The organism is Halomarinibacterium sedimenti, from assembly GCF_019312585.1.
GTDB lineage: Bacteria > Bacteroidota > Bacteroidia > Flavobacteriales > Flavobacteriaceae > Halomarinibacterium > Halomarinibacterium sedimenti.
Window position 1 is genome coordinate 63,985 of the sequence record NZ_JAHWDP010000005.1, and the last position, 19,336, is coordinate 83,320.

The 19,336-nt window shown below is 36.4% G+C and carries 28 protein-coding genes; 4 read left to right on the plus strand and 24 right to left on the minus strand.

What is annotated here, in order from left to right; translation table 11 throughout:
* Positions 1–11 precede the first annotated feature (11 nt).
* From rplO to rpsL, 24 genes are all read right to left on the minus strand, one after another.
* A complete protein-coding gene (rplO, locus tag KXJ69_RS11405; RefSeq protein WP_219053247.1) occupies positions 12–464 on the minus strand; it encodes a 50S ribosomal protein L15 in 453 nt (150 codons plus the stop codon).
* Between the two features lie 11 nt (positions 465–475).
* Entirely contained in the window at positions 476–655 is a 180-nt protein-coding gene (gene rpmD, locus KXJ69_RS11410; protein ID WP_219053248.1) for a 50S ribosomal protein L30, read from the minus strand.
* 13 nt (positions 656–668) lie between these two features.
* Positions 669–1,193, minus strand: a complete 525-nt coding sequence (gene rpsE / locus KXJ69_RS11415; protein ID WP_219053249.1) for a 30S ribosomal protein S5 — start codon at positions 1,191–1,193, stop codon at positions 669–671.
* Between the two features lie 3 nt (positions 1,194–1,196).
* Positions 1,197–1,553, minus strand: a complete 357-nt coding sequence (gene rplR, locus KXJ69_RS11420; RefSeq protein WP_219053250.1) for a 50S ribosomal protein L18 — start codon at positions 1,551–1,553, stop codon at positions 1,197–1,199.
* Positions 1,554–1,564: 11 nt separating this feature from the next.
* Positions 1,565–2,107, minus strand: a complete 543-nt coding sequence (gene rplF, locus KXJ69_RS11425) for a 50S ribosomal protein L6 (protein ID WP_219053251.1) — start codon at positions 2,105–2,107, stop codon at positions 1,565–1,567.
* A 12-nt stretch (positions 2,108–2,119) separates the two neighbouring features.
* The gene (gene rpsH / locus KXJ69_RS11430) at positions 2,120–2,521 is read right to left on the minus strand and encodes a 30S ribosomal protein S8 (RefSeq protein ID WP_219053252.1); all 402 of its coding nucleotides are present in this window, start codon (positions 2,519–2,521) and stop codon (positions 2,120–2,122) included.
* Positions 2,522–2,589: 68 nt separating this feature from the next.
* Entirely contained in the window at positions 2,590–2,859 is a 270-nt protein-coding gene (gene rpsN / locus KXJ69_RS11435) for a 30S ribosomal protein S14 (RefSeq protein ID WP_219053253.1), read from the minus strand.
* 3 nt (positions 2,860–2,862) lie between these two features.
* Positions 2,863–3,414, minus strand: coding sequence for a 50S ribosomal protein L5 (gene rplE, locus KXJ69_RS11440; protein ID WP_219053254.1), 552 nt, complete (start codon positions 3,412–3,414; stop codon positions 2,863–2,865).
* Positions 3,415–3,416: 2 nt separating this feature from the next.
* The gene (gene rplX, locus KXJ69_RS11445) at positions 3,417–3,731 is read right to left on the minus strand and encodes a 50S ribosomal protein L24 (RefSeq protein ID WP_219053255.1); all 315 of its coding nucleotides are present in this window, start codon (positions 3,729–3,731) and stop codon (positions 3,417–3,419) included.
* 14 nt (positions 3,732–3,745) lie between these two features.
* On the minus strand, positions 3,746–4,114 hold the full coding sequence (gene rplN, locus KXJ69_RS11450) for a 50S ribosomal protein L14 (protein WP_219053256.1): 369 nt from the start codon (positions 4,112–4,114) through the stop codon (positions 3,746–3,748).
* A gap of 2 nt (positions 4,115–4,116) precedes the next feature.
* Positions 4,117–4,380, minus strand: a complete 264-nt coding sequence (gene rpsQ / locus KXJ69_RS11455; protein ID WP_219053257.1) for a 30S ribosomal protein S17 — start codon at positions 4,378–4,380, stop codon at positions 4,117–4,119.
* A 15-nt stretch (positions 4,381–4,395) separates the two neighbouring features.
* Positions 4,396–4,587 (minus strand): 50S ribosomal protein L29, encoded by a 192-nt coding sequence (gene rpmC / locus KXJ69_RS11460; RefSeq protein ID WP_219053258.1) that lies wholly within the window; start codon positions 4,585–4,587, stop codon positions 4,396–4,398.
* 18 nt (positions 4,588–4,605) lie between these two features.
* A complete protein-coding gene (gene rplP, locus KXJ69_RS11465) occupies positions 4,606–5,025 on the minus strand; it encodes a 50S ribosomal protein L16 (protein WP_219053259.1) in 420 nt (139 codons plus the stop codon).
* Between the two features lie 20 nt (positions 5,026–5,045).
* On the minus strand, positions 5,046–5,768 hold the full coding sequence (gene rpsC, locus KXJ69_RS11470; protein ID WP_219053260.1) for a 30S ribosomal protein S3: 723 nt from the start codon (positions 5,766–5,768) through the stop codon (positions 5,046–5,048).
* A gap of 4 nt (positions 5,769–5,772) precedes the next feature.
* The gene (gene rplV / locus KXJ69_RS11475) at positions 5,773–6,183 is read right to left on the minus strand and encodes a 50S ribosomal protein L22 (RefSeq protein WP_219053261.1); all 411 of its coding nucleotides are present in this window, start codon (positions 6,181–6,183) and stop codon (positions 5,773–5,775) included.
* Between the two features lie 6 nt (positions 6,184–6,189).
* A complete protein-coding gene (gene rpsS, locus KXJ69_RS11480; protein ID WP_219053262.1) occupies positions 6,190–6,468 on the minus strand; it encodes a 30S ribosomal protein S19 in 279 nt (92 codons plus the stop codon).
* A gap of 3 nt (positions 6,469–6,471) precedes the next feature.
* Positions 6,472–7,296 carry a 50S ribosomal protein L2 gene (gene rplB / locus KXJ69_RS11485; protein WP_219053263.1) on the minus strand — a complete coding sequence of 275 codons (825 nt, stop codon included), beginning with the start codon at positions 7,294–7,296 and terminating at the stop codon, positions 6,472–6,474.
* A 25-nt stretch (positions 7,297–7,321) separates the two neighbouring features.
* Entirely contained in the window at positions 7,322–7,612 is a 291-nt protein-coding gene (rplW, locus tag KXJ69_RS11490; protein WP_219053264.1) for a 50S ribosomal protein L23, read from the minus strand.
* A gap of 7 nt (positions 7,613–7,619) precedes the next feature.
* On the minus strand, positions 7,620–8,249 hold the full coding sequence (rplD, locus tag KXJ69_RS11495) for a 50S ribosomal protein L4 (RefSeq protein WP_219053265.1): 630 nt from the start codon (positions 8,247–8,249) through the stop codon (positions 7,620–7,622).
* Positions 8,249–8,860 carry a 50S ribosomal protein L3 gene (gene rplC / locus KXJ69_RS11500; protein ID WP_219053266.1) on the minus strand — a complete coding sequence of 204 codons (612 nt, stop codon included), beginning with the start codon at positions 8,858–8,860 and terminating at the stop codon, positions 8,249–8,251. The genes rplD and rplC overlap by 1 nt, the downstream gene beginning before the upstream one ends.
* 143 nt (positions 8,861–9,003) lie before the next feature.
* Positions 9,004–9,309, minus strand: coding sequence for a 30S ribosomal protein S10 (gene rpsJ / locus KXJ69_RS11505; RefSeq protein WP_010181931.1), 306 nt, complete (start codon positions 9,307–9,309; stop codon positions 9,004–9,006).
* A gap of 10 nt (positions 9,310–9,319) precedes the next feature.
* Positions 9,320–11,455, minus strand: coding sequence for an elongation factor G (gene fusA, locus KXJ69_RS11510; protein WP_219053267.1), 2,136 nt, complete (start codon positions 11,453–11,455; stop codon positions 9,320–9,322).
* Positions 11,456–11,459: 4 nt separating this feature from the next.
* The gene (rpsG, locus tag KXJ69_RS11515) at positions 11,460–11,936 is read right to left on the minus strand and encodes a 30S ribosomal protein S7 (protein WP_219053268.1); all 477 of its coding nucleotides are present in this window, start codon (positions 11,934–11,936) and stop codon (positions 11,460–11,462) included.
* A 25-nt stretch (positions 11,937–11,961) separates the two neighbouring features.
* A complete protein-coding gene (rpsL, locus tag KXJ69_RS11520; protein WP_009779177.1) occupies positions 11,962–12,336 on the minus strand; it encodes a 30S ribosomal protein S12 in 375 nt (124 codons plus the stop codon).
* A 235-nt stretch (positions 12,337–12,571) separates the two neighbouring features.
* Between rpsL and KXJ69_RS11525 the strand changes: the two genes are divergently transcribed.
* From KXJ69_RS11525 to KXJ69_RS11540, 4 genes are all read left to right on the plus strand, one after another.
* The gene (locus KXJ69_RS11525) at positions 12,572–14,218 is read left to right on the plus strand and encodes a POTRA domain-containing protein (protein ID WP_219053269.1); all 1,647 of its coding nucleotides are present in this window, start codon (positions 12,572–12,574) and stop codon (positions 14,216–14,218) included.
* Positions 14,219–14,324: 106 nt separating this feature from the next.
* Complete coding sequence (locus KXJ69_RS11530; protein WP_219053270.1) at positions 14,325–17,390, plus strand: SusC/RagA family TonB-linked outer membrane protein; 3,066 nt, start codon at positions 14,325–14,327, stop codon at positions 17,388–17,390.
* A gap of 11 nt (positions 17,391–17,401) precedes the next feature.
* A complete protein-coding gene (locus KXJ69_RS11535) occupies positions 17,402–18,832 on the plus strand; it encodes a RagB/SusD family nutrient uptake outer membrane protein (RefSeq protein ID WP_219053271.1) in 1,431 nt (476 codons plus the stop codon).
* Between the two features lie 17 nt (positions 18,833–18,849).
* Positions 18,850–19,278 carry a hypothetical protein gene (locus KXJ69_RS11540; protein WP_219053272.1) on the plus strand — a complete coding sequence of 143 codons (429 nt, stop codon included), beginning with the start codon at positions 18,850–18,852 and terminating at the stop codon, positions 19,276–19,278.
* The last annotated feature ends 58 nt before the right edge of the window (positions 19,279–19,336 follow it).

A 19,336-nucleotide genomic window follows, 5' to 3' on the forward strand; every position in this document is an offset into this window, starting at 1 on the left:
TATCAAATAAATTATAATGTTACAGCCTCTCCACCAGCTCCTTCAATAGCAGCTTTTGCAGTTGCGGTAAATTTATGAGCAGATACTTTTAACTTAGATTTCAATTCTCCTCTTCCTAATATCTTCACCATTTCATTCTTACCTGCAAGTCCTAAACCAACAAGTGTATCAAAATCTACTGTATCCTTTATTTTCTTATTGTCTACCAAATCCTGAAGGGTATCAAGGTTGATACCTTGGTACTCTTTACGGTTCACATTAGTGAAGCCAAACTTAGGAACACGACGTTGTAATGGCATCTGTCCACCTTCAAATCCTAATTTCTTAGAATATCCCGAACGTGACTTTGCTCCTTTATGTCCACGAGTAGCAGTTCCGCCTTTTCCTGAGCCTTGCCCACGTCCTACGCGCTTTGCTTCTTTCTTTACTGAACCTTCAGCTGGTTTTAAATTACTTAAATCCATTTCTGTATATCTTATTTAGTTTCAACTGAAACTAGGTGACTAACTTTTTTTACCATACCAAGAATAGTTGGCGTATCTTCATGTTCTACTGTCTGACCCATTTTTCTCAAGCCTAATGACGCTAGAGTCCTTTTTTGGGTAGCTGTACGATTAATATCACTTCGTACTTTCGTTATTTTAATTTTTGCCATGTCTTTTGGTATTTTATCCTTTAAACAATTTCTCTAATGAAATTCCTCTTTGCTTAGCAACAGTTTCAGCACTTCGTAACTGTAATAATGCATCAAAAGTAGCTTTTACAACGTTGTGAGGATTTGATGATCCTTGAGACTTTGATAATACATCGTGTACTCCTACGGCTTCCAATACAGCACGTACAGCACCACCAGCAATAACTCCCGTACCAGGCGCTGCAGGTAATAATGTTACTCTTGCTCCACCATACTTTCCTTTTTGTTCGTGAGGAAGTGTAACTTTATTTAATGGAATACGCACCAAGTTTTTCTTTGCATCCTCAATAGCTTTTGCAATAGCACTAGCTACATCTTTAGACTTTCCAAGCCCTTGCCCTACTACTCCTTTTTCATCACCTACAACTACAATAGCAGAAAATCCAAATGCTCTACCTCCTTTGGTAACTTTAGTAACACGTTGTACTCCTACCAAACGATCTTTTAATTCAAGACCTCCAGGTTTTACAATCTCTACGTTTTTATAATCTTGATACATATCTTAAAATTTTAATCCGCCCTCACGAGCTCCTTCTGCTAATGATTTAACTCTTCCGTGATATAGATAACCTCCTCTATCAAAAGTAACTGCTTCAACACCTGCTTTTACAGCTTTTTCAGCAATTGCTTTACCTACCATTTTGGCAGCTTCGCTCTTATTTACTTTTGAAACATCGATACCTTTATCTCTTGACGATGCCGCAGTAATTGTCTTACCACTTACATCATCAATAAGTTGCGCATAAATTTCTTTATTGCTTCTGAAAACAGCCAAACGCGGACGTTGCTCTGTTCCCGAAACGGTTTTTCTAATTCTGAAGCGAATTCTTTCTCTTCTTTCTTGTTTAGATAATGCCATAACTTATATGCTTATGCAGATTTACCTGCTTTTCTTCTTAATATTTCTCCAACAAACTTGATTCCTTTTCCTTTGTAAGGCTCTGGCTTACGGAAGGCTCTTATCTTAGCAGCAACTTGTCCTACTAATTGTTTATCGTGAGAGGTTAATTTTACAATAGGATTCTTACCTTTTTCGGTTACAGTTTCTACTTTCACCTCTGGAGCAACGTCCAACACTATATTGTGTGAAAATCCAACAGCTAAATCCAATTTTTGACCTTGGTTAGAAGCACGGTAACCCACACCTACTAATTCAAGTTCTTTGGTCCAACCAGTGGAAACACCTTTTATCATGTTATTCACTAACGATCTATATAAACCGTGTTTTGCTCTATGATCTTTCGCATCAGAAGGACGTTCTACATAAACATTTCCTTCCTCTACTTTTACGCTAACCGCTTCAAATTCTTGGGTTAACTCGCCTAATTTTCCTTTAACAATGATTGTACTGTCTTTTACATCGACAGTTACACCACTTGGAATCGCTACGGGGTTATTACCTATTCTTGACATTTCTTGGTTATTTTAGTAAACGTAACACAATACTTCACCACCTACATTTTGAGCCTTAGCCTGCTTGCCTGTCATCACTCCAGCTGAAGTTGAAACAACGGCAATACCTAAACCATTCAAAACTCTTGGCATTTCATCAGCACCTGCATACTTACGTAAACCTGGTTTACTTATTCTTTGAATTTTTTTGATAACAGGGTCTTTAGTAAGCTTATCATACTTTAAAGCTATTTTAATAGTCCCTTGAGGATTTTTTCCTTCCTCAAATTTGTAACTTAAAATATACCCTTGTTCAAAAAGAATCTTAGTGATTTCCTTTTTTAAATTGGAAGCAGGCACCTCTACAACGCGATGACCAGCTTTAACTGCATTTCTAACTCTAGTTAGAAAATCTGAAATTGGATCTGTGTTCATTTATATAAATTAGCGGATGTGGTTTTCCAGTTTATTCTGAAACCTTCACCCCATTAAACTCTATTTTTTTACCAGCTAGCTTTTCTTACTCCTGGAATAAGTCCTTGATTGGCCATCTCACGAAACATTACACGTGAAATCCCAAAAGTTCTCATATAGCCTTTAGGTCTTCCTGTAAGTTTGCAACGATTGTGCATACGAATAGGAGAAGCATTTTTAGGTAACTTTTGTAATGCTTCATAATCACCAGCTTCTTTTAAAGCTTTGCGTTTTTCAGCATATTTTGCTACAGTTTTTGCTCTTTTTACCTCACGGGCTTTCATTGATTCTTTAGCCATCTCTTAGTTCTTTTTAAAGGGTAAACCTAGTTCGGTTAATAATGATTTTGCTTCTTGGTCTGTCTTAGCTGAAGTTACAAATGTGATATTCATACCTTCAATTTTCTTTACTTTATCGATATCGATTTCAGGAAAGATAATCTGCTCAGTAATACCTAATGAATAGTTTCCTCTACCATCGAAGCCTGTAGCTTTAATTCCACCAAAATCACGTACTCGAGGTAAAGCAGAAGTAATAAGTCTATCTAAAAACTCATACATTCTTTCTCCACGTAGCGTTACACGAGTTCCAATTGGCATTCCTTTACGCAACTTAAATGTTGCTACGTCTTTTTTGGAAAGTGTTGGAACTGCTTTTTGCCCTGTTATTTTGGTTAATTCTTCTACAGAATATTCAATTAACTTTTTATCGGCCACAGCACTTCCAACTCCTTGAGACACAACAATGCGTTCTAGTTTTGGAACTTGCATTACATTTTTGTAGCCAAATTCGTCTGTAAGAGCATTAATTACTCTACTCTTATATTCTTCCTTAAGTCTTGGTGTATATGCCATAACTATAATACTTGATTCGATTTTTTAGCAAATCGTACTTTTTTATCGCCTTCCATTTTATATCCTACTCGAGTGGCTTCACCAGATTTAGGATCTTTTAATGAAAGGTTTGAAATATGAATAGGAGCTTCTTTTTCGGAAATTCCACCTTGAGGACTCGCCGCACTTGGCTTCTCATGTTTCTTAACCAGATTAACTCCTTCAACTATTGCTTTGTTCTTCTCACGGATGATACGCATAACTTTACCTTCTGAACCTTTATGGTCTCCAGAAGTAACAAGTACAGTATCTCCGGTTTTAATTTTAAGCTTTCCCATCGTTTGTTTTCGTATTAAAGCACTTCTGGTGCTAATGATACTATTTTCATAAATTGCTTATCACGAAGTTCACGTGCTACGGGTCCAAAAACACGAGTTCCTCTCATCTCACCTTGTGGGTTAAGAAGCACACATGCATTATCATCGAAACGAATGTAAGAACCATCTGGTCTTCTTACTTCTTTAACAGTACGTACCACAACTGCAGTTGAAACGCTTCCCTTTTTAATGTTTCCATTAGGAGTCGCTTCTTTAACAGTCACAACAATTTTGTCTCCAATTGAAGCATACCTTCTTTTGGTACCTCCCAGAACACGGATACAAAGTACTTCTTTGGCTCCTGTGTTATCTGCTACTTTAAGTCTTGATTCTTGTTGTATCATGATTACTTCGCTCTTTCAATTATTTCTACTAATCGCCAGCACTTGGTTTTACTTAAAGGTCTAGTTTCCATGATCTTTACAGTATCGCCTTCGTTACAGTCGTTCTTTTCGTCGTGCGCAACGTATTTTTTCGTTTTTAACACGAACTTTCCGTACATAGGGTGTTTTACTTTCTTTACTTCACTAACTACAATGGATTTTTCCATTTTGTTGCTAGTTACAATCCCAATACGTTCTTTTCTTAAATTTCTTTTAGTTTCTTCCATCTTTCAGCTGTACAATTATTGCACTTCTCTTTTAGTTAGTTCTGTCGCAATTCTAGCTATAGCTCTTCTTTGAGTTTTTAACTGAATTGGATTTTCCAACGGTGATATAGCGTGAGCAATTTTAAGATCTGTATTAGCTTTTTTAATTTCGGCTAATTTTTCCTGTAGCTCTACTGTTGATGCCTCTTTTATTTCTGATTGTTTCATAGTGACAATTTCAAAAAATTAAGCTTGATAATCTCTAGACATGATAAACTTGGTCTTTACAGGTAGCTTTTGAGCAGCCAATCGTAATGCTTCTTTAGCAGTCTCTAATGTAACACCAGATACTTCAAACAATACTCTTCCAGGTTTAACGACAGCTACCCAATATTCTACAGCTCCTTTTCCTTTACCCATACGTACCTCAAGAGGCTTCTTAGTGATTGGTTTATCTGGAAAAATCATTATCCAGAGAGACCCTTCTCTTTTCATATAACGGGTAGCAGCAATACGAGCAGCTTCTATTTGACGTGCTGTCAAGAAATTTTGATCTAAAGATTTGATACCAAAGGTTCCGTAAGATAGCTGGTTTCCTCTTCCAGCAACACCTTTCATACGGCCTTTTTGGGTTTTACGGTATTTTGTTCTTTTAGGTTGTAACATTTTTTCTTTTCTTTAAAAAATTACTTTCTGTTACGACGTGATTTGTTACCACCTCGACCAGCATTTCCTTTTCCAGATTTCTTGTTGGACATTCCAACTAATGGTGAAAGTTCTCTTTTACCATATACTTCGCCTTTCATAATCCATACTTTCACACCCAATCTACCATAAGTAGTGTGAGCTTCTGCTAAAGCATAGTCTATATCGGCTCTAAAGGTTGATAAAGGGATACGTCCTTCCTTGTAGCCTTCTGAACGTGCCATTTCCGCACCATTCAAACGGCCTGAGATTTGCACCTTAATACCTTCGGCATTCATACGCATGGTAGCAGCAATAGCCATTTTTATAGCACGACGATATGAGATACGATTCTCAATTTGTCTTGCGATGCTTGCAGCCACTAGAAATGCATCTAGTTCAGGTCTTTTAATCTCATGGATGTTTATTTGTACATCTTTACCTGTAATTTTCTTAAGCTCTTCTTTTAACTTGTCTACCTCTTGCCCACCTTTTCCGATAATGATACCAGGTCTAGCAGTAGTGATAGTAACGGTTACAAGTTTAAGCGTACGCTCGATAATTACCCTTGACACACTAGCTTTACTTAAACGAGCGTGAACATATTTTCTAATCTTGTCGTCTTCGGCTAATTTATCGCCGTAGTCGTTGCCTCCATACCAGTTGGATTCCCATCCTCTAATGATACCTAAGCGATTCCCGATTGGATTTGTCTTCTGTCCCATTTAATTACTTGCTTTGTGTGTTATCGTTAGCTCCTAAAACCAGTGTTACGTGGTTGGAACGTTTTCTAATTCTATGTGCGCGTCCTTGTGGAGCAGTACGAAGTCTTTTTAACATTGTACCTCCATCAACACGAATTTCTTTAACAAAAAGATCTGCATCTTCTACCGAAGCATCTTCATTCTTAGATTGCCAATTAGCAATAGCAGAAAGAAGTAATTTCTCCAATCGTCGAGATGATTCTTTTTGACTAAACTTTAAAATACTAAGCGCTTTATCTACTTTTTCTCCACGAATTAGGTCTGCCATTAGACGCATCTTTCTTGGTGATGTAGGGCAATTATTCAACTTCGCGAAATACTGTGTCTTCTTCGCTTCCTTGATTTGTTCTGCTCTTTCTCTTTTACGAACTCCCATGGCTTATTATTTTTTTCCTTTGTTTTTAGCACCTGCGTGACCACGGAATGATCTTGTAGGTGAAAATTCTCCTAATTTATGTCCTACCATGTTTTCAGTTACATATACTGGAACAAATTGTTTCCCATTATGCACCGCTATGGTTTGCCCAACAAAGTCTGGTGTAATCATAGAAGCGCGTGACCAAGTTTTGATAACGGTTTTCTTGTTAGACTCAACATTTTGTTGAACTTTTTGGTCTAATTTGTAGTGAACGTAAGGTCCCTTTTTTAATGATCTTGCCATAACTTATTTCTTTCTACGTTCTATAATGTATTTGTTACTAGCTTTAGTTTTAGAACGGGTTCTATATCCTTTTGCAGGAATACCGTTTCTAGAACGTGGATGTCCACCTGAAGATTTTCCTTCACCACCTCCCATTGGGTGATCAACAGGGTTCATTACCACAGGTCTTGTACGAGGACGTCTACCTAACCATCTAGATCTACCGGCTTTACCAGAAACCATTAATTGATGATCACTGTTTGAAACAGCACCAATAGTTGCCATACAAGTTGAAAGAATCATTCTAGTCTCACCAGAAGGAAGTTTCACTGTTGCATATTTTCCATCACGAGCCATTAGCTGTGCAAACGCACCAGCACTACGCGCCATTACAGCACCTTGACCAGGATGAAGTTCTATACAAGAGATAATTGTACCTAATGGAATATTCTCTAAGACCATACTGTTTCCAATTTCTGGAGCTACGCTCTCACCTGAAACAATATTTTGTCCTACTTGAAGACCATTTTGAGCAATGATATAGCGTTTTTCACCGTCTTGATAATTTACCAAAGCAATAAACGCTGTACGATTTGGATCGTATTCTATTGAAGCGACGGTTGCGGGAATACCGTGCTTATCACGTTTAAAATCTATGATTCTATAACGTTTTTTATGACCACCACCTACGTAGCGCATGGTCATTTTTCCTTGACTATTTCTACCACCAGAACGTTTTTTCGGAGCGAGCAAGCTCTTCTCCGGCTTATCAGTTGTTATGGCGTCAAAACCATTTACAACTCTAAAACGCTGTCCCGGGGTGATAGGTTTTAATTTTCTTACTGACATTGTTGTCTTTCTTTAAATCTAAAAATTAGATATTAGCGTAAAAATCTATTGTATCACCTTCCGCCACCTGTACAACTGCTTTTTTATAAGCGGTTGTTTTACCAGTTTGGACACCCGTTTTCGTATAACGAACACGTCTGTCTGGGCGGACATTCATTGTGCGAACTGAAGTAACAGAAACTCCATATGCAGCTTCCACTGCATTTTTGATTTCAATCTTGTTCGCCTTAGGGTTTACTACAAACGTAAAACGGTTATTTTCTTCCGCTCCTCTTGTAGCTTTTTCTGTAATAATAGGTTTAATTAAGATATTCATCTTGCTTCTATTTACTTAAGTTTTGTTCAATTTCTTCCAAAGAACCTTCAAATAACACGAGGCTATTTGCATTCATAATTTTGTAAGTACTTAATTCTGAGTTAGTTACAACTTCAGTTCCTTTCAAATTACGAGACGACAAATATACATTATTATTTGAGTCTCCCAACACAAACAAAGATTTTTTGTTTTCAAGTCCTAACGACTTTAAAACTGAAGTAAATTCTTTGGTCTTAGGAGTGTCTATTGTAAAATCCTCTAGTACCACGATAGCATTGTCATTTGCCTTCATTGTTAAGGCCGAACGACGTGCTAAACGCTTTAAGTTTTTATTCAATTTGAATGAATAATTTCTAGGTCTTGGACCAAACATACGTCCACCACCTTTAAAAACTCCAGATTTGATACTTCCCGCACGGGCAGTACCAGTTCCTTTTTGTTTTTTAATCTTTCTAGTTGAACCAGCGATCTCTGCACGCTCTTTTGCTTTATGCGTTCCTTGTCTTTGATTGGCAAGAAACTGCTTTACATCAAGATATACTGCGTGATTGTTTGGCTCTATACCGAATACGTCTTTAGAAAGGTCTACCTTTCTTCCCGTATCTTTTCCGTTTTTATCTAAAACTGCTACCTTCATTACTTTGTAATCGTTACGTAAGCGTTTTTGTGTCCAGGAACGCATCCTTTAACAACAAGTAAATTCTTTTCAGAAACTACTTTTAACACTCTTAGGTTTTCAACTTTTACTGTTTCATTTCCCATTTGCCCAGCCATACGCATTCCTTTAAATACTCTTGCAGGATACGATGCAGCTCCAATGGAACCTGGCGCTCTTAAACGGTTATGCTGACCGTGCGTAGCTTGACCTACACCACCGAAACCATGACGCTTAACAACTCCTTGAAATCCTTTACCTTTAGAAATACCCGCGATATCCACGAACTCTCCTTCGATAAAATGCTCTACGGTGATAGTATCACCTAATTTGTACTCTTCTTCGAAATCTTGGAATTCAACGACTTTACGTTTTGCAACGGTTCCTGCTTTTTTCGCGTGGCCTTCGGCAGCTTTATTGGCAGTCTTTTTGTCATCGAAACCAAGTTGAAGAGCTTCATACCCGTCAACCTCTTTGGTTCTGACTTGGGTAACAACACAGGGGCCACACTCGATAACGGTACAAGGAATATTCTTCCCTTTCTCGTCAAAGATGCTGGTCATCCCTATCTTTTTTCCAATTAACCCAGACATAGTTATTATTTATTTGTTAGTAATTATTTACTTATTTAAATTAAAACAGGGCCAAAATAAATTCAGCCCTGAATTTTATTTTGTTTCCGTTTTTCCTTCGCTCGCAGCTTAGGACATGTACACACTTTTTAAGTGCTTAGCAACTACACTTTAATCTCTACTTCCACTCCACTTGGCAACTCTAATTTCATGAGTGCATCAATGGTTTTGGATGAAGAACTGTAGATATCCAATAATCTCTTATAAGAACTTAATTGGAATTGCTCTCTACTTTTCTTATTAACGTGAGGCGAACGCAACACGGTAAAGATTTTTTTGTGAGTTGGTAACGGGATGGGTCCTGTTACTACGGCACCTGTACTTTTTACTGTCTTAACGATTTTTTCAGCAGATTTGTCCACTAAATTATGATCGTAAGATTTTAATTTAATTCTAATTTTTTGACTCATTGCTGAAATATTATACGTTAGCGGTTCCTCTTGCTGCAGCTATTACCTCTTCAGAAATATTTGAAGGAGTTTCTGCATAATGTGAAAATTCCATTGTTGAAGTTGCACGACCTGATGATAATGTTCTTAATGTGGTAACATATCCAAACATTTCAGAAAGTGGCACTTCAGCTTTTATAACTTTTGCTCCGGCGCGATCACTCATGTTATTAACCTGACCACGACGACGGTTAAGATCTCCTACAATATCTCCCATATTCTCTTCTGGAGTCAATACTTCCAGCTTCATAATAGGCTCTAAGATTACCGCTCCAGCAGCTTTTGCAGAAGCTTTAAATCCTAGTTTTGCAGCTAACTCAAAAGACAACTGATCAGAATCCACCGCGTGGAATGAACCATCTTTTAAAGTAACTTTCATACTATCCACTTCGAAACCTGCAAGTGGTCCATTTTGCATTGCTTGTTTAAAACCTTTTTCTACTGAAGGAATAAATTCTTTAGGAATGTTACCTCCTTTAATTTCATTTACAAATTGTAATCCTTCCACTTTATCATCGTCCGCTGGACCAATGGTAAATACAATATCTGCAAACTTACCACGACCACCCGATTGCTTCTTGTAAACTTCTCTGTGATCTGCACTACGAGTAATAGCCTCTTTGTACTCAACTTGAGGTTTTCCTTGATTTACTTCAACCTTAAACTCACGTCTTAATCGGTCTACAATAATATCTAAGTGAAGCTCTCCCATACCAGAAATTACAGTTTGCCCTGATGCTTCATCGGTACGCACTTGGAAAGTTGGATCCTCTTCAGCAAGTTTTGCTAAGGCCATACCTAACTTATCCACATCTGCCTTTGTTTTAGGCTCAACAGCAATACCAATTACAGGATCTGGGAAATTCATACTTTCTAACACAATTGGGTGCTTTTCAGCAGTAAGTGTATCTCCAGTCTTAATATCCTTAAATCCTACAGCAGCTCCAATATCTCCAGCCTCGATATAATCGATAGCATTTTGTTTGTTAGCATGCATTTGGTAAATACGTGATATACGCTCTTTATTTCCTGAACGGTTGTTTAAAATATAAGAACCTGCATCCAAACGACCTGAGTATGCACGGAAGAAAGCCAAACGTCCAACGAAAGGATCTGTAGCAATCTTAAATGCCAAAGCAGCGAAAGGCTCTTTTACATCTGGTCTTCTTATTTCTTCTTTTTCTGTATCTGGGTTTATTCCTTTAATACCTTCCTTATCTACTGGAGAAGGTAAGTAACGGCAAACTGCATCAAGAAGGAATTGAACTCCTTTGTTTTTGAATGCAGAACCACAAATCATTGGGATGATGGACATGTCCATTACCGCAGCACGCAACGCAGCGTGAACTTCATCTTCGGTAATAGATTCTTCATCTTCCATATATTTTTCCAAAAGATTTTCGTCATAAGCCGCCACCTCTTCAATTAGTTTTCCGCGATATAAACGTGCTTCTTCTTTTAAATCTTCAGGAATATCAATAACATCAAATGTAGCACCCATTGATTCTTCGTGCCAAACAATAGCACGGTTTTTCACTAAGTCTACAACTCCTTTAAAGTCTATTTCGTCACCAATAGGAAGTACAATTGGCACGGCATTAGACCCTAACATATCCTTAACTTGCTGACAAACCATCATAAAGTTAGATCCTTGACGGTCCATTTTATTCACAAACCCCATACGAGGCACCTTGTAGTTATCTGCTAATCTCCAATTAGTTTCAGATTGAGGCTCAACACCATCAACCGCGCTAAAAAGAAATACTAAGCCATCCAATACACGTAGTGATCTATTTACCTCGACGGTAAAGTCAACGTGACCAGGAGTGTCAATAATATTAAAGTGGTATGGTTTAGTATCTTCAACAGGCTGTCCATTTTTTAATGGGAAATTCCAGGTACAAGTGGTTGCAGCAGAAGTAATTGTAATACCTCTTTCTTGCTCTTGTTCCATCCAGTCCATCGTAGCAGCACCATCGTGAACTTCTCCAATTTTATGACTTACACCTGTATAATAAAGTATACGCTCTGTAGTTGTTGTTTTACCGGCATCAATATGCGCAGCAATCCCTATATTTCTTGTAAATTTTAAATCTCTTTGTGCCATTTTCTTAGAATCTAAAGTGTGAGAATGCTTTGTTTGCTTCAGCCATTTTATGGGTATCCATACGTTTTTTAACTGCAGCACCTTCTTCTTTAGCAGCTGCTAAAATTTCGGCAGCTAATTTTTGCGGCATAGACTTTTCATTACGCTTTCTTGAGTAGCTAATAAGCCACTTCATAGCAGTAGAAATCTTACGATCTGGTCTAATTTGCATTGGAATTTGGAAGGTAGCCCCTCCAACTCTTCGGCTACGTACTTCTACGTGAGGCATAACATTGGAAAGTGCATCTTTCCAAATCTCTAAAGCCGTTTTTTCTTCGTCTTGTTTTTTTGATTCTACAATATCAATTGCATCGTAGAATACTTTGAAAGCAGTCGACTTTTTTCCATCCCACATTAAGTTATTCACAAAACGCGTTACCAACTGGTCGTTAAACCTTGGATCTGGTAAAAGTGGTCTTTTTTTCGCTTGTCTTTTTCTCATTACTTCTCTTTAAAAGTTGTTTGAATTACTTTTTAGGGCGTTTTGCACCGTACTTAGACCTACGTTGTAATCTTCCTTGAACACCTGCGGTATCCAAAGCTCCTCTTACAATGTGGTAACGTACCCCTGGCAAATCTTTAACCCTTCCACCTCTAACCAATACTATCGAGTGCTCCTGAAGATTGTGTCCTTCGCCACCGATGTACGCGTTTACTTCCTTTCCATTTGTTAACCTTACCCTTGCTACTTTACGCATTGCAGAGTTTGGTTTCTTAGGAGTGGTAGTATATACACGAGTACACACACCGCGGCGTTGCGGGCACGAATCTAGGGCAGCCGATTTACTCTTCTTGGTTATTTTGGCTCTTCCTTTTCGTACTAATTGTGAAATAGTTGGCATATAAAATCCTTGTTATACTTAATTAAATGATATAATTATCCCTTTAAAGGGGCGCAAATGTAGAAATAAAAATGCATTAATCCAACACAGTTTTATTAATTTTTGTTGGATTTACTTTTATTTATGCAGGAGATATGAAAAACCCTTCAATAACGTTAGATTTACAATATAAACTTTCAAGCTTTTGAGGCAGTTTTTTTTCTATTTTTTATACCTATATATATATACAAATTTTTTGGGGCCGGTTGCCGCTCAAAATATTACGCTTAAAATTGAAGCAGAAAAGGAAGTGACTTCATCATTTTTAGACTCCCTAGATATTGCTTTAAAATTTGAAGATTATTTAAGTTTAAAATCTGAAGTCGATACTCTTTCTCAAAAATTTCAAAAAAGCGGTTTTATTGATTCAAGGCTAATATCACTAGAAAAACAAAATGATTCAATATTTGTGGCCGATTACTATTTAGGAAATAGATGGCGTGATATTGAGATTCGTTATTCGGAAAAAGACTTTGCATATTCAGAACTAAAAAAAATTAGCAATGAAGTTACTGATTCTGTTTTTAAAATTCCAATTCAATTCGCAGATGTTGCACTTTTAAAACTAACAAGAATAAAAGCTGAAAAAGGAGATCCCTTTTCAAGAATACAGCTTTCAGAAATTGAAAGAAAAGACAATAACACTTTAAAAGCAAATCTTATTTTTAGGTCCTCTAGCCAAAGAAAAATTGATGGAATTGTAGTAAAAGGGTATGAAAAATTTCCAAAGTCCTTTATAAAGTATTATGCCGGAATTAAAAAGGGAAAGGTTTTTAACCAAAAAAAAATAATTGAACAAAACAACACTTTAAACAATTTAGGTTTTATTACTTCAATTAAATCTCCAGAAGCATTATTCAAAAAAGATTCTACAATAGTTTATTTATATTTTCAGAAAACAAACAACAACCTCTTTGATGGTATTTTAGGTTTTGCCACAAATGAAGACACCCAAAAGCTAGAATTTAATGGGTATTTAAATCTAGAACTTAATAATAATCTGAACTACGGCGAGCAATTGATTATAAATTATAAAGCCGATGGACGGGAGCAACAAAACCTGAGAGTGTTTACAAAGCTACCTTATTTATTTAAAACCCCTTTAGGTGTAAGCTTGGAATTAGAAATATTTAAAAGAGACAGTACTTTTTCCACAACCCACCAGCAAGCAAGGCTCTACTATCAAGCCTCCCCAAAAATCGATTTTTATGTAGGGTATAAATCTTATGAATCTAACCACCTGCTTGATGAAGTAAATGCTTCGGCGTTTATTGAAGATTACAACTCTAAGTTTTTTTTAGCGGGGGCTCACTTTTCAAAATTTCAGAATGAAAAACTATTCCCCATAAAAACTTTCGCGGGACTAGAAACAGAAATTGGAAAAAGAAACACTTTATCAAAGGAAGCAGATCAAGTAAGAGTCTCCGGTATTTTTTCGCATATATTTAATCTCAATGAAACCAGTTCCTTTTACATCAAAAACTCGACAAGCTTTTTAAGCAGTCCCAATTATCTAACTAATGAGCTTTTTAGGTTTGGTGGTATTAATAGTATTAGAGGGTTTAGAGAAAATAGTATTGACGCCTCACTCTTTTCCGTGTTAAATACTGAATATCGTTATTTGCTTGACAGAAATACCTATGTACATTCTATAATAGATATTGCCTATTTTGAAAATAAAATAATTACTATTCAAGAAGAGCTTTTTGGGTTTGGAGTTGGTTTTGCTTTAAACACCAAGGCGGGACTTTTTAAGTTTAACATTGCAAATGGTATTTCTAAAAATCAGAATATTGAATTCGCAAATACAAAGATTCACATTCTTTATCTTGCTAGGTTTTAGTAAAACAATATATAAATTTACCTTTGTTTCATATAAATACGTGAATTAAAAATTGGTTATATAATTATTTATATTGAACTTTGTTTTTTACTAATTCCAAAAAAATATGAAACAAAAACTACAATTATTATTGATGTTCCTTTTTCTATTTATTGTGCAAAATGCTTTTGCACAAGACAAGGTAGTAACTGGAACCGTGACAGACGACCTTGGAGTTCCACTCCCGGGGGCCAACATTATTGTCAAAAATACATCCAATGGAACCCAATCAGATTTTGATGGGAATTATTCCATAACGACTGGTGTTGGAGAGGTACTACAATTTAGCTACGTTGGTTTTCAAAACCAGGAAATAGCAGTTGGAGCCTCAAATACTATTAACGTTCAAATGGTTGCAGGCGCACAACTTGAAGAAGTTGTTATTACTGGATATTCCAGAAGAAGCCAGACGGTGCAGACTTCTGCAGTGGTATCCATAGGAGCTTCAGAAATTGCCGAACTTAGCCCAGTTACCAGTATTGACAACTTGTTACAGGGAAAAGCTGCTGGTGTACAAGTAACTGCGGCAAATGGTAAACCAGGTCAAGGAGCCTTTGTTAGAATTAGAGGTATTGGATCTTTAACCGCAGGAGCCTCTTCACCATTATATGTTGTGGACGGTGCAATTATTAGAGAGGAAGACTTGAATAGCATCCCTAATGATGACATTGAAAACATTACAATACTAAAAGATGCTTCAACTACAGCCCGATATGGTTCTAGAGGGGCAAGTGGTGTTGTTGTAATAACTACAAAATCTGGTAAGCGTTCTGGTGATGCTAAAATTAAGTTTAGCTCACGTTTTGGTGTTACTTCAAGAATTAATCCAAATTTTGATGTAATGGATGCTGAACAAAAAATGCAATATGAAGCCGAGCTTTATGCATTAGGTGTTTCTGCTGCAGGTAGCTCCCCAGGGGTTACTACTTTGCCAGGAAGTGAAGAAAGGCAATTCTTATTAGACAATGAGGTTGATTGGCAAGATTTAATTCTGAAAGAAGGAATTATTCAAAACAATAATGTTTCGATTTCGGGTGGATCTGAAAAAATGGATTACTATTTTTCAGTAGGACATGATAGAAATACTGGTATTATTGATGATTTAGATGGTTTTGAAAGAGTAAGCTCAAGGCTTAACTTAAACATGGACCCAAAAGAATGGCTATCACTATCAGTTAATGTTGGTTATTCAAGATCTACAAGCGATGAGCCAAGGGATAGAAATAACGTACAAAACCCTTTTAGAGCGATGTACGATTACAATCCTTATGAGACAGAATTTGTACTAGATGAAGACGGAAATATTGTTGTTGATGAAAATGGAAATCCAGTTTATAATCCTACACATACTACATTTAATGTTAGAGGAGCTATTTTATCTGAACCAGCTATAGCCATTCAAAATAACCTATTAGGAAGTGTTAGTGCTGAAGTTAGTCTCTTCAAAAATGTTAGTTATACCTTTGGTTTCGCTGCGAATAGTATTAATGAGCGTACCGAAAGTTATTCTAAACCAGGAGGAATTCTAGACGCTATTATAGGTGACCCTAATAATCCAGGAAATAAATTAGATACTGGAACTTACAGATTTGATATGACTATAAGTAACAGGCTTAATTATAGATTAAATAAAAACAAGCACAACTTAGATTTAGTAGGTTTATTTGAATTTAACCATAACGAAAATAATGGATATCGGGTAAGAAGTATTGGATTTGCTTCGGCAGAATTAAACACCCAAATAAACGCATCTCAAGTTACACTTGGTGAAACTACTAGAAATATTTTAACATTAGTTTCTTATGGTGCATTTGCAGATTATGATTATGATGAAAGGTATTTGGCTTCAGCTTCTGCAAGGTATGATGGGTCATCTAATTTTGGACGCGATAACAGATTTGGACTTTTCTACAGTGGAAGTTTAGGGTGGAACATTGCAAAAGAAAAGTTCTTTAACGTGGATGCAATAAACGATTTAAAGTTTAGAGTATCTTATGGTACTACTGGTAACAGAGAAGGTATAAGTAGATATGCTGCACAAGACAACGTTGCTTTTGATTCCTATCCAGGAGGCTCGGCAACAAGACCGTCTAATATTGGAAACCCCGAATTAAAATGGGAAACTACAACTACTCAAAACGCAGGTTTAGAGTTCAATTTATTCAATAGAAGAATTCGTGGTGTTGCTGACTATTTTATTAGAACCACCGAAGATTTATTGTTTTCAATTCCAAAAGCCGATGAATCTGGAGTAGGATTTATTTTTGGTAACTTAGGTAAAATTGAGAATAAAGGTCTTGAACTTTCCTTACAAGGAGATGTTTTTCGCAATGATAATTTAACTTGGACTTTAGGTGGTAATATCGTTTTCTTAGACAACGAAATTCTAGAATTACCTGAAGGCGAAGATGTTACACCCGGTAACGCTTTTAATATCTTATTTAGAGAAGGTGCTAAAATTAATGAGCATTTCTTAGTACGTTATGCCGGAGTTGATCCTGCAACTGGAGCGCCTCTTTATTATGGAGCTGACGGAAATACTTATCGTGGACTTGACCTTCCAGAAGATGAAGATGAAAACAGAGTGCTTCAAGGTAAGTCAACCATTGCCGATCGAGAAGGAGGTTTTTTCTCCAACATAAGATATAAAGGTTTTGGACTACGTGCAGATTTCGTCTTTAAAGCTGGAAACTGGATTAACAATTTTGTAAAGTCCAATCTAATTTCCGATGGCGTAAATATTGCAGATAATCAAGCAATTGATGCATTTAATTACTGGAAAAATCCTGGAGACACCAATGTTTATCCAAGCCCTTTAATTTCTCAAGAAGAATTACTAGCAGTAAATTCGGATAGATTCTTAGAAAAGGGAGATTATATCCGAATGAGAAACATTACTCTTTCCTACGATTTACCTAGTAAATTTACAGATAGAGTGCCATTTGAAAGCTTAAGAATTTATGTGCAAGGTCAAAACTTATTGACTTTCTCAAAATTCTTTGGAGATCCTGAGGTAGGTATCTCATCTGGGGAAACTATTAATTTTGCTAATAGTGTTGCTCCGGGGGAAGCTACTTTATATAGTTATCCTAACACAAAATCAGTTCAAATAGGAGTTGATGTAAGTTTCTAAAAAAAATAATTATGAAAAACACTATATATAAATTAACAATCGTACTCTTTATCGCAGGCTTTTTAAGCTCTTGCGAACAAGATTTAGAACAGCTACCATTTGATGAATTTGCTACAGAAAATGCTTTTAAAACAGCGGCAGATTTTGAAAATGGAATACGCGGAGTTTATTTGCAACTTATTGCTGGAGGACTTTATGGAGGGAATATGTTGAGTACACCAGATGTAATGTCTGATAATACTACCCTTTCTCAATATGGTAGATTTACCCAAAGAGCTTCTCACAATTTTCAAAATTCAGCGAATAATACCTTGCGAGGAACATATCAAAATGCCTATTCTTTAATTTACAGAGCAAATCAAATTTTGTTTTACGCAGAAGGATTTGAAGGTGAAAACAAGAATAATATTATTGCAGAAGCAAAAGCCCTTAGAGCGTTAGCGCATCTTAATTTAGTTTCCTTTTTTGGGAAGATTCCAACACAATCTGGTGATGCAAACTCAAGTTTAGGAGTAGCATATCTTTTGGAAGCAGATCCAAATATTGAACCAGCTAGGTTAACAGTCCAGGAAACCTATAGTTTTATACTTGATGATTTACTTGATGCAAAATCTAAAATCAATTCAACAAATCCCGAAGGACGAATGGGTAAAGATGCCGTTAATCTTTTACTTTCAAGGGTATACCTATATATGGGGCAATGGCAAAATGCTGTTGATGCGGCAAATGCAGTTACTACCCCTTTAGCATCGAGAGACGATGTAGTTGGAATTTGGGAAGACACAAATAAGGAAGGGGTTATTTTCTATATTCCAAATGAACAGCCAGTTTTAGGTAACAACATTGGTGTTACTTGGAGTCAAGGTGGTGTTACGAGTCTAATACCAGAGTATGTAGCTTCTTTTCAGTTAAATAACCTGTATGACTTAGGTAATGACATTAGAAGGGATGCTTATATATTTGATGGCTCTGTCAATAACAGCGGTCAGGTTGTTAACTTCAATGGAATTAAAAAATTATATGCTAGACCCGGGGGTCAACCAGGAACTGTAGATTATAAAATTTTAAGAGCTGAAGAAGCTATGCTTAATAAAGCTGAAGCCTATTTTAAACTTGGAAATGAAACTGCTGCAAGACAAGCATTAGACCAAATTAGAACTAGAAGGTACTTAACTCCTCCTACCGGGGAAACTGGTAGTTCGTTATTAAGTGCTATTATGCTAGAAAGAAGATTGGAGTTTGCCTTTGAATATCAAAGACTTTTTGATTTAAAAAGATGGGGATTACCTCTTCAAAGAGGTGGTGCTGGTGACCTTGCAGATGGTAGTGGAACACCATCAGACGTACAAAATATTGCTGCTGGTGACAATAAATTTCAATTACCTATAGCACAAGAGTCTTTAGATGCTAATCCTAACTTAGTGCAAAATCCAGGTTACTAATTTTAAAAATCAAAACAATGAAAAAATCATATATGCTATTAACGTTATTTGTTGCTGTAATATTTGCTACATCATGTAGGGAAACCTATGACGATTATGACTCAGGTGGTTCTCCACTAATTGGTTTTACTCTAGGAGTTGAAGCAGAAATAGGACTATCAAATAATCCAGTTAATCTCCCTATTTCATACTTTGTTACGGATGTTTCTAGTTCAGATCGTACTTTTCAAATTATTGTAGATCCTGCAACTACTGTGACATCAGATAATTTTTCGTTTGAGAGTTCAGTAACGATCCCTGCAAATGAAAGAATAGGTCAATTAATTTTAACAATTTCGAACGTTTCATTATCTCAAGAATTTGAACCCATTGTCCTAAGCTTTGAATCTACATCGAGTGTTGTTTCAGGAGATAAGGCAACTGTCTTTGTAAAATCCAACAATTAAATATAAGTTTTTTACACATTCTAATTAATAAAAAAAACCATATGGAAATCCATATGGT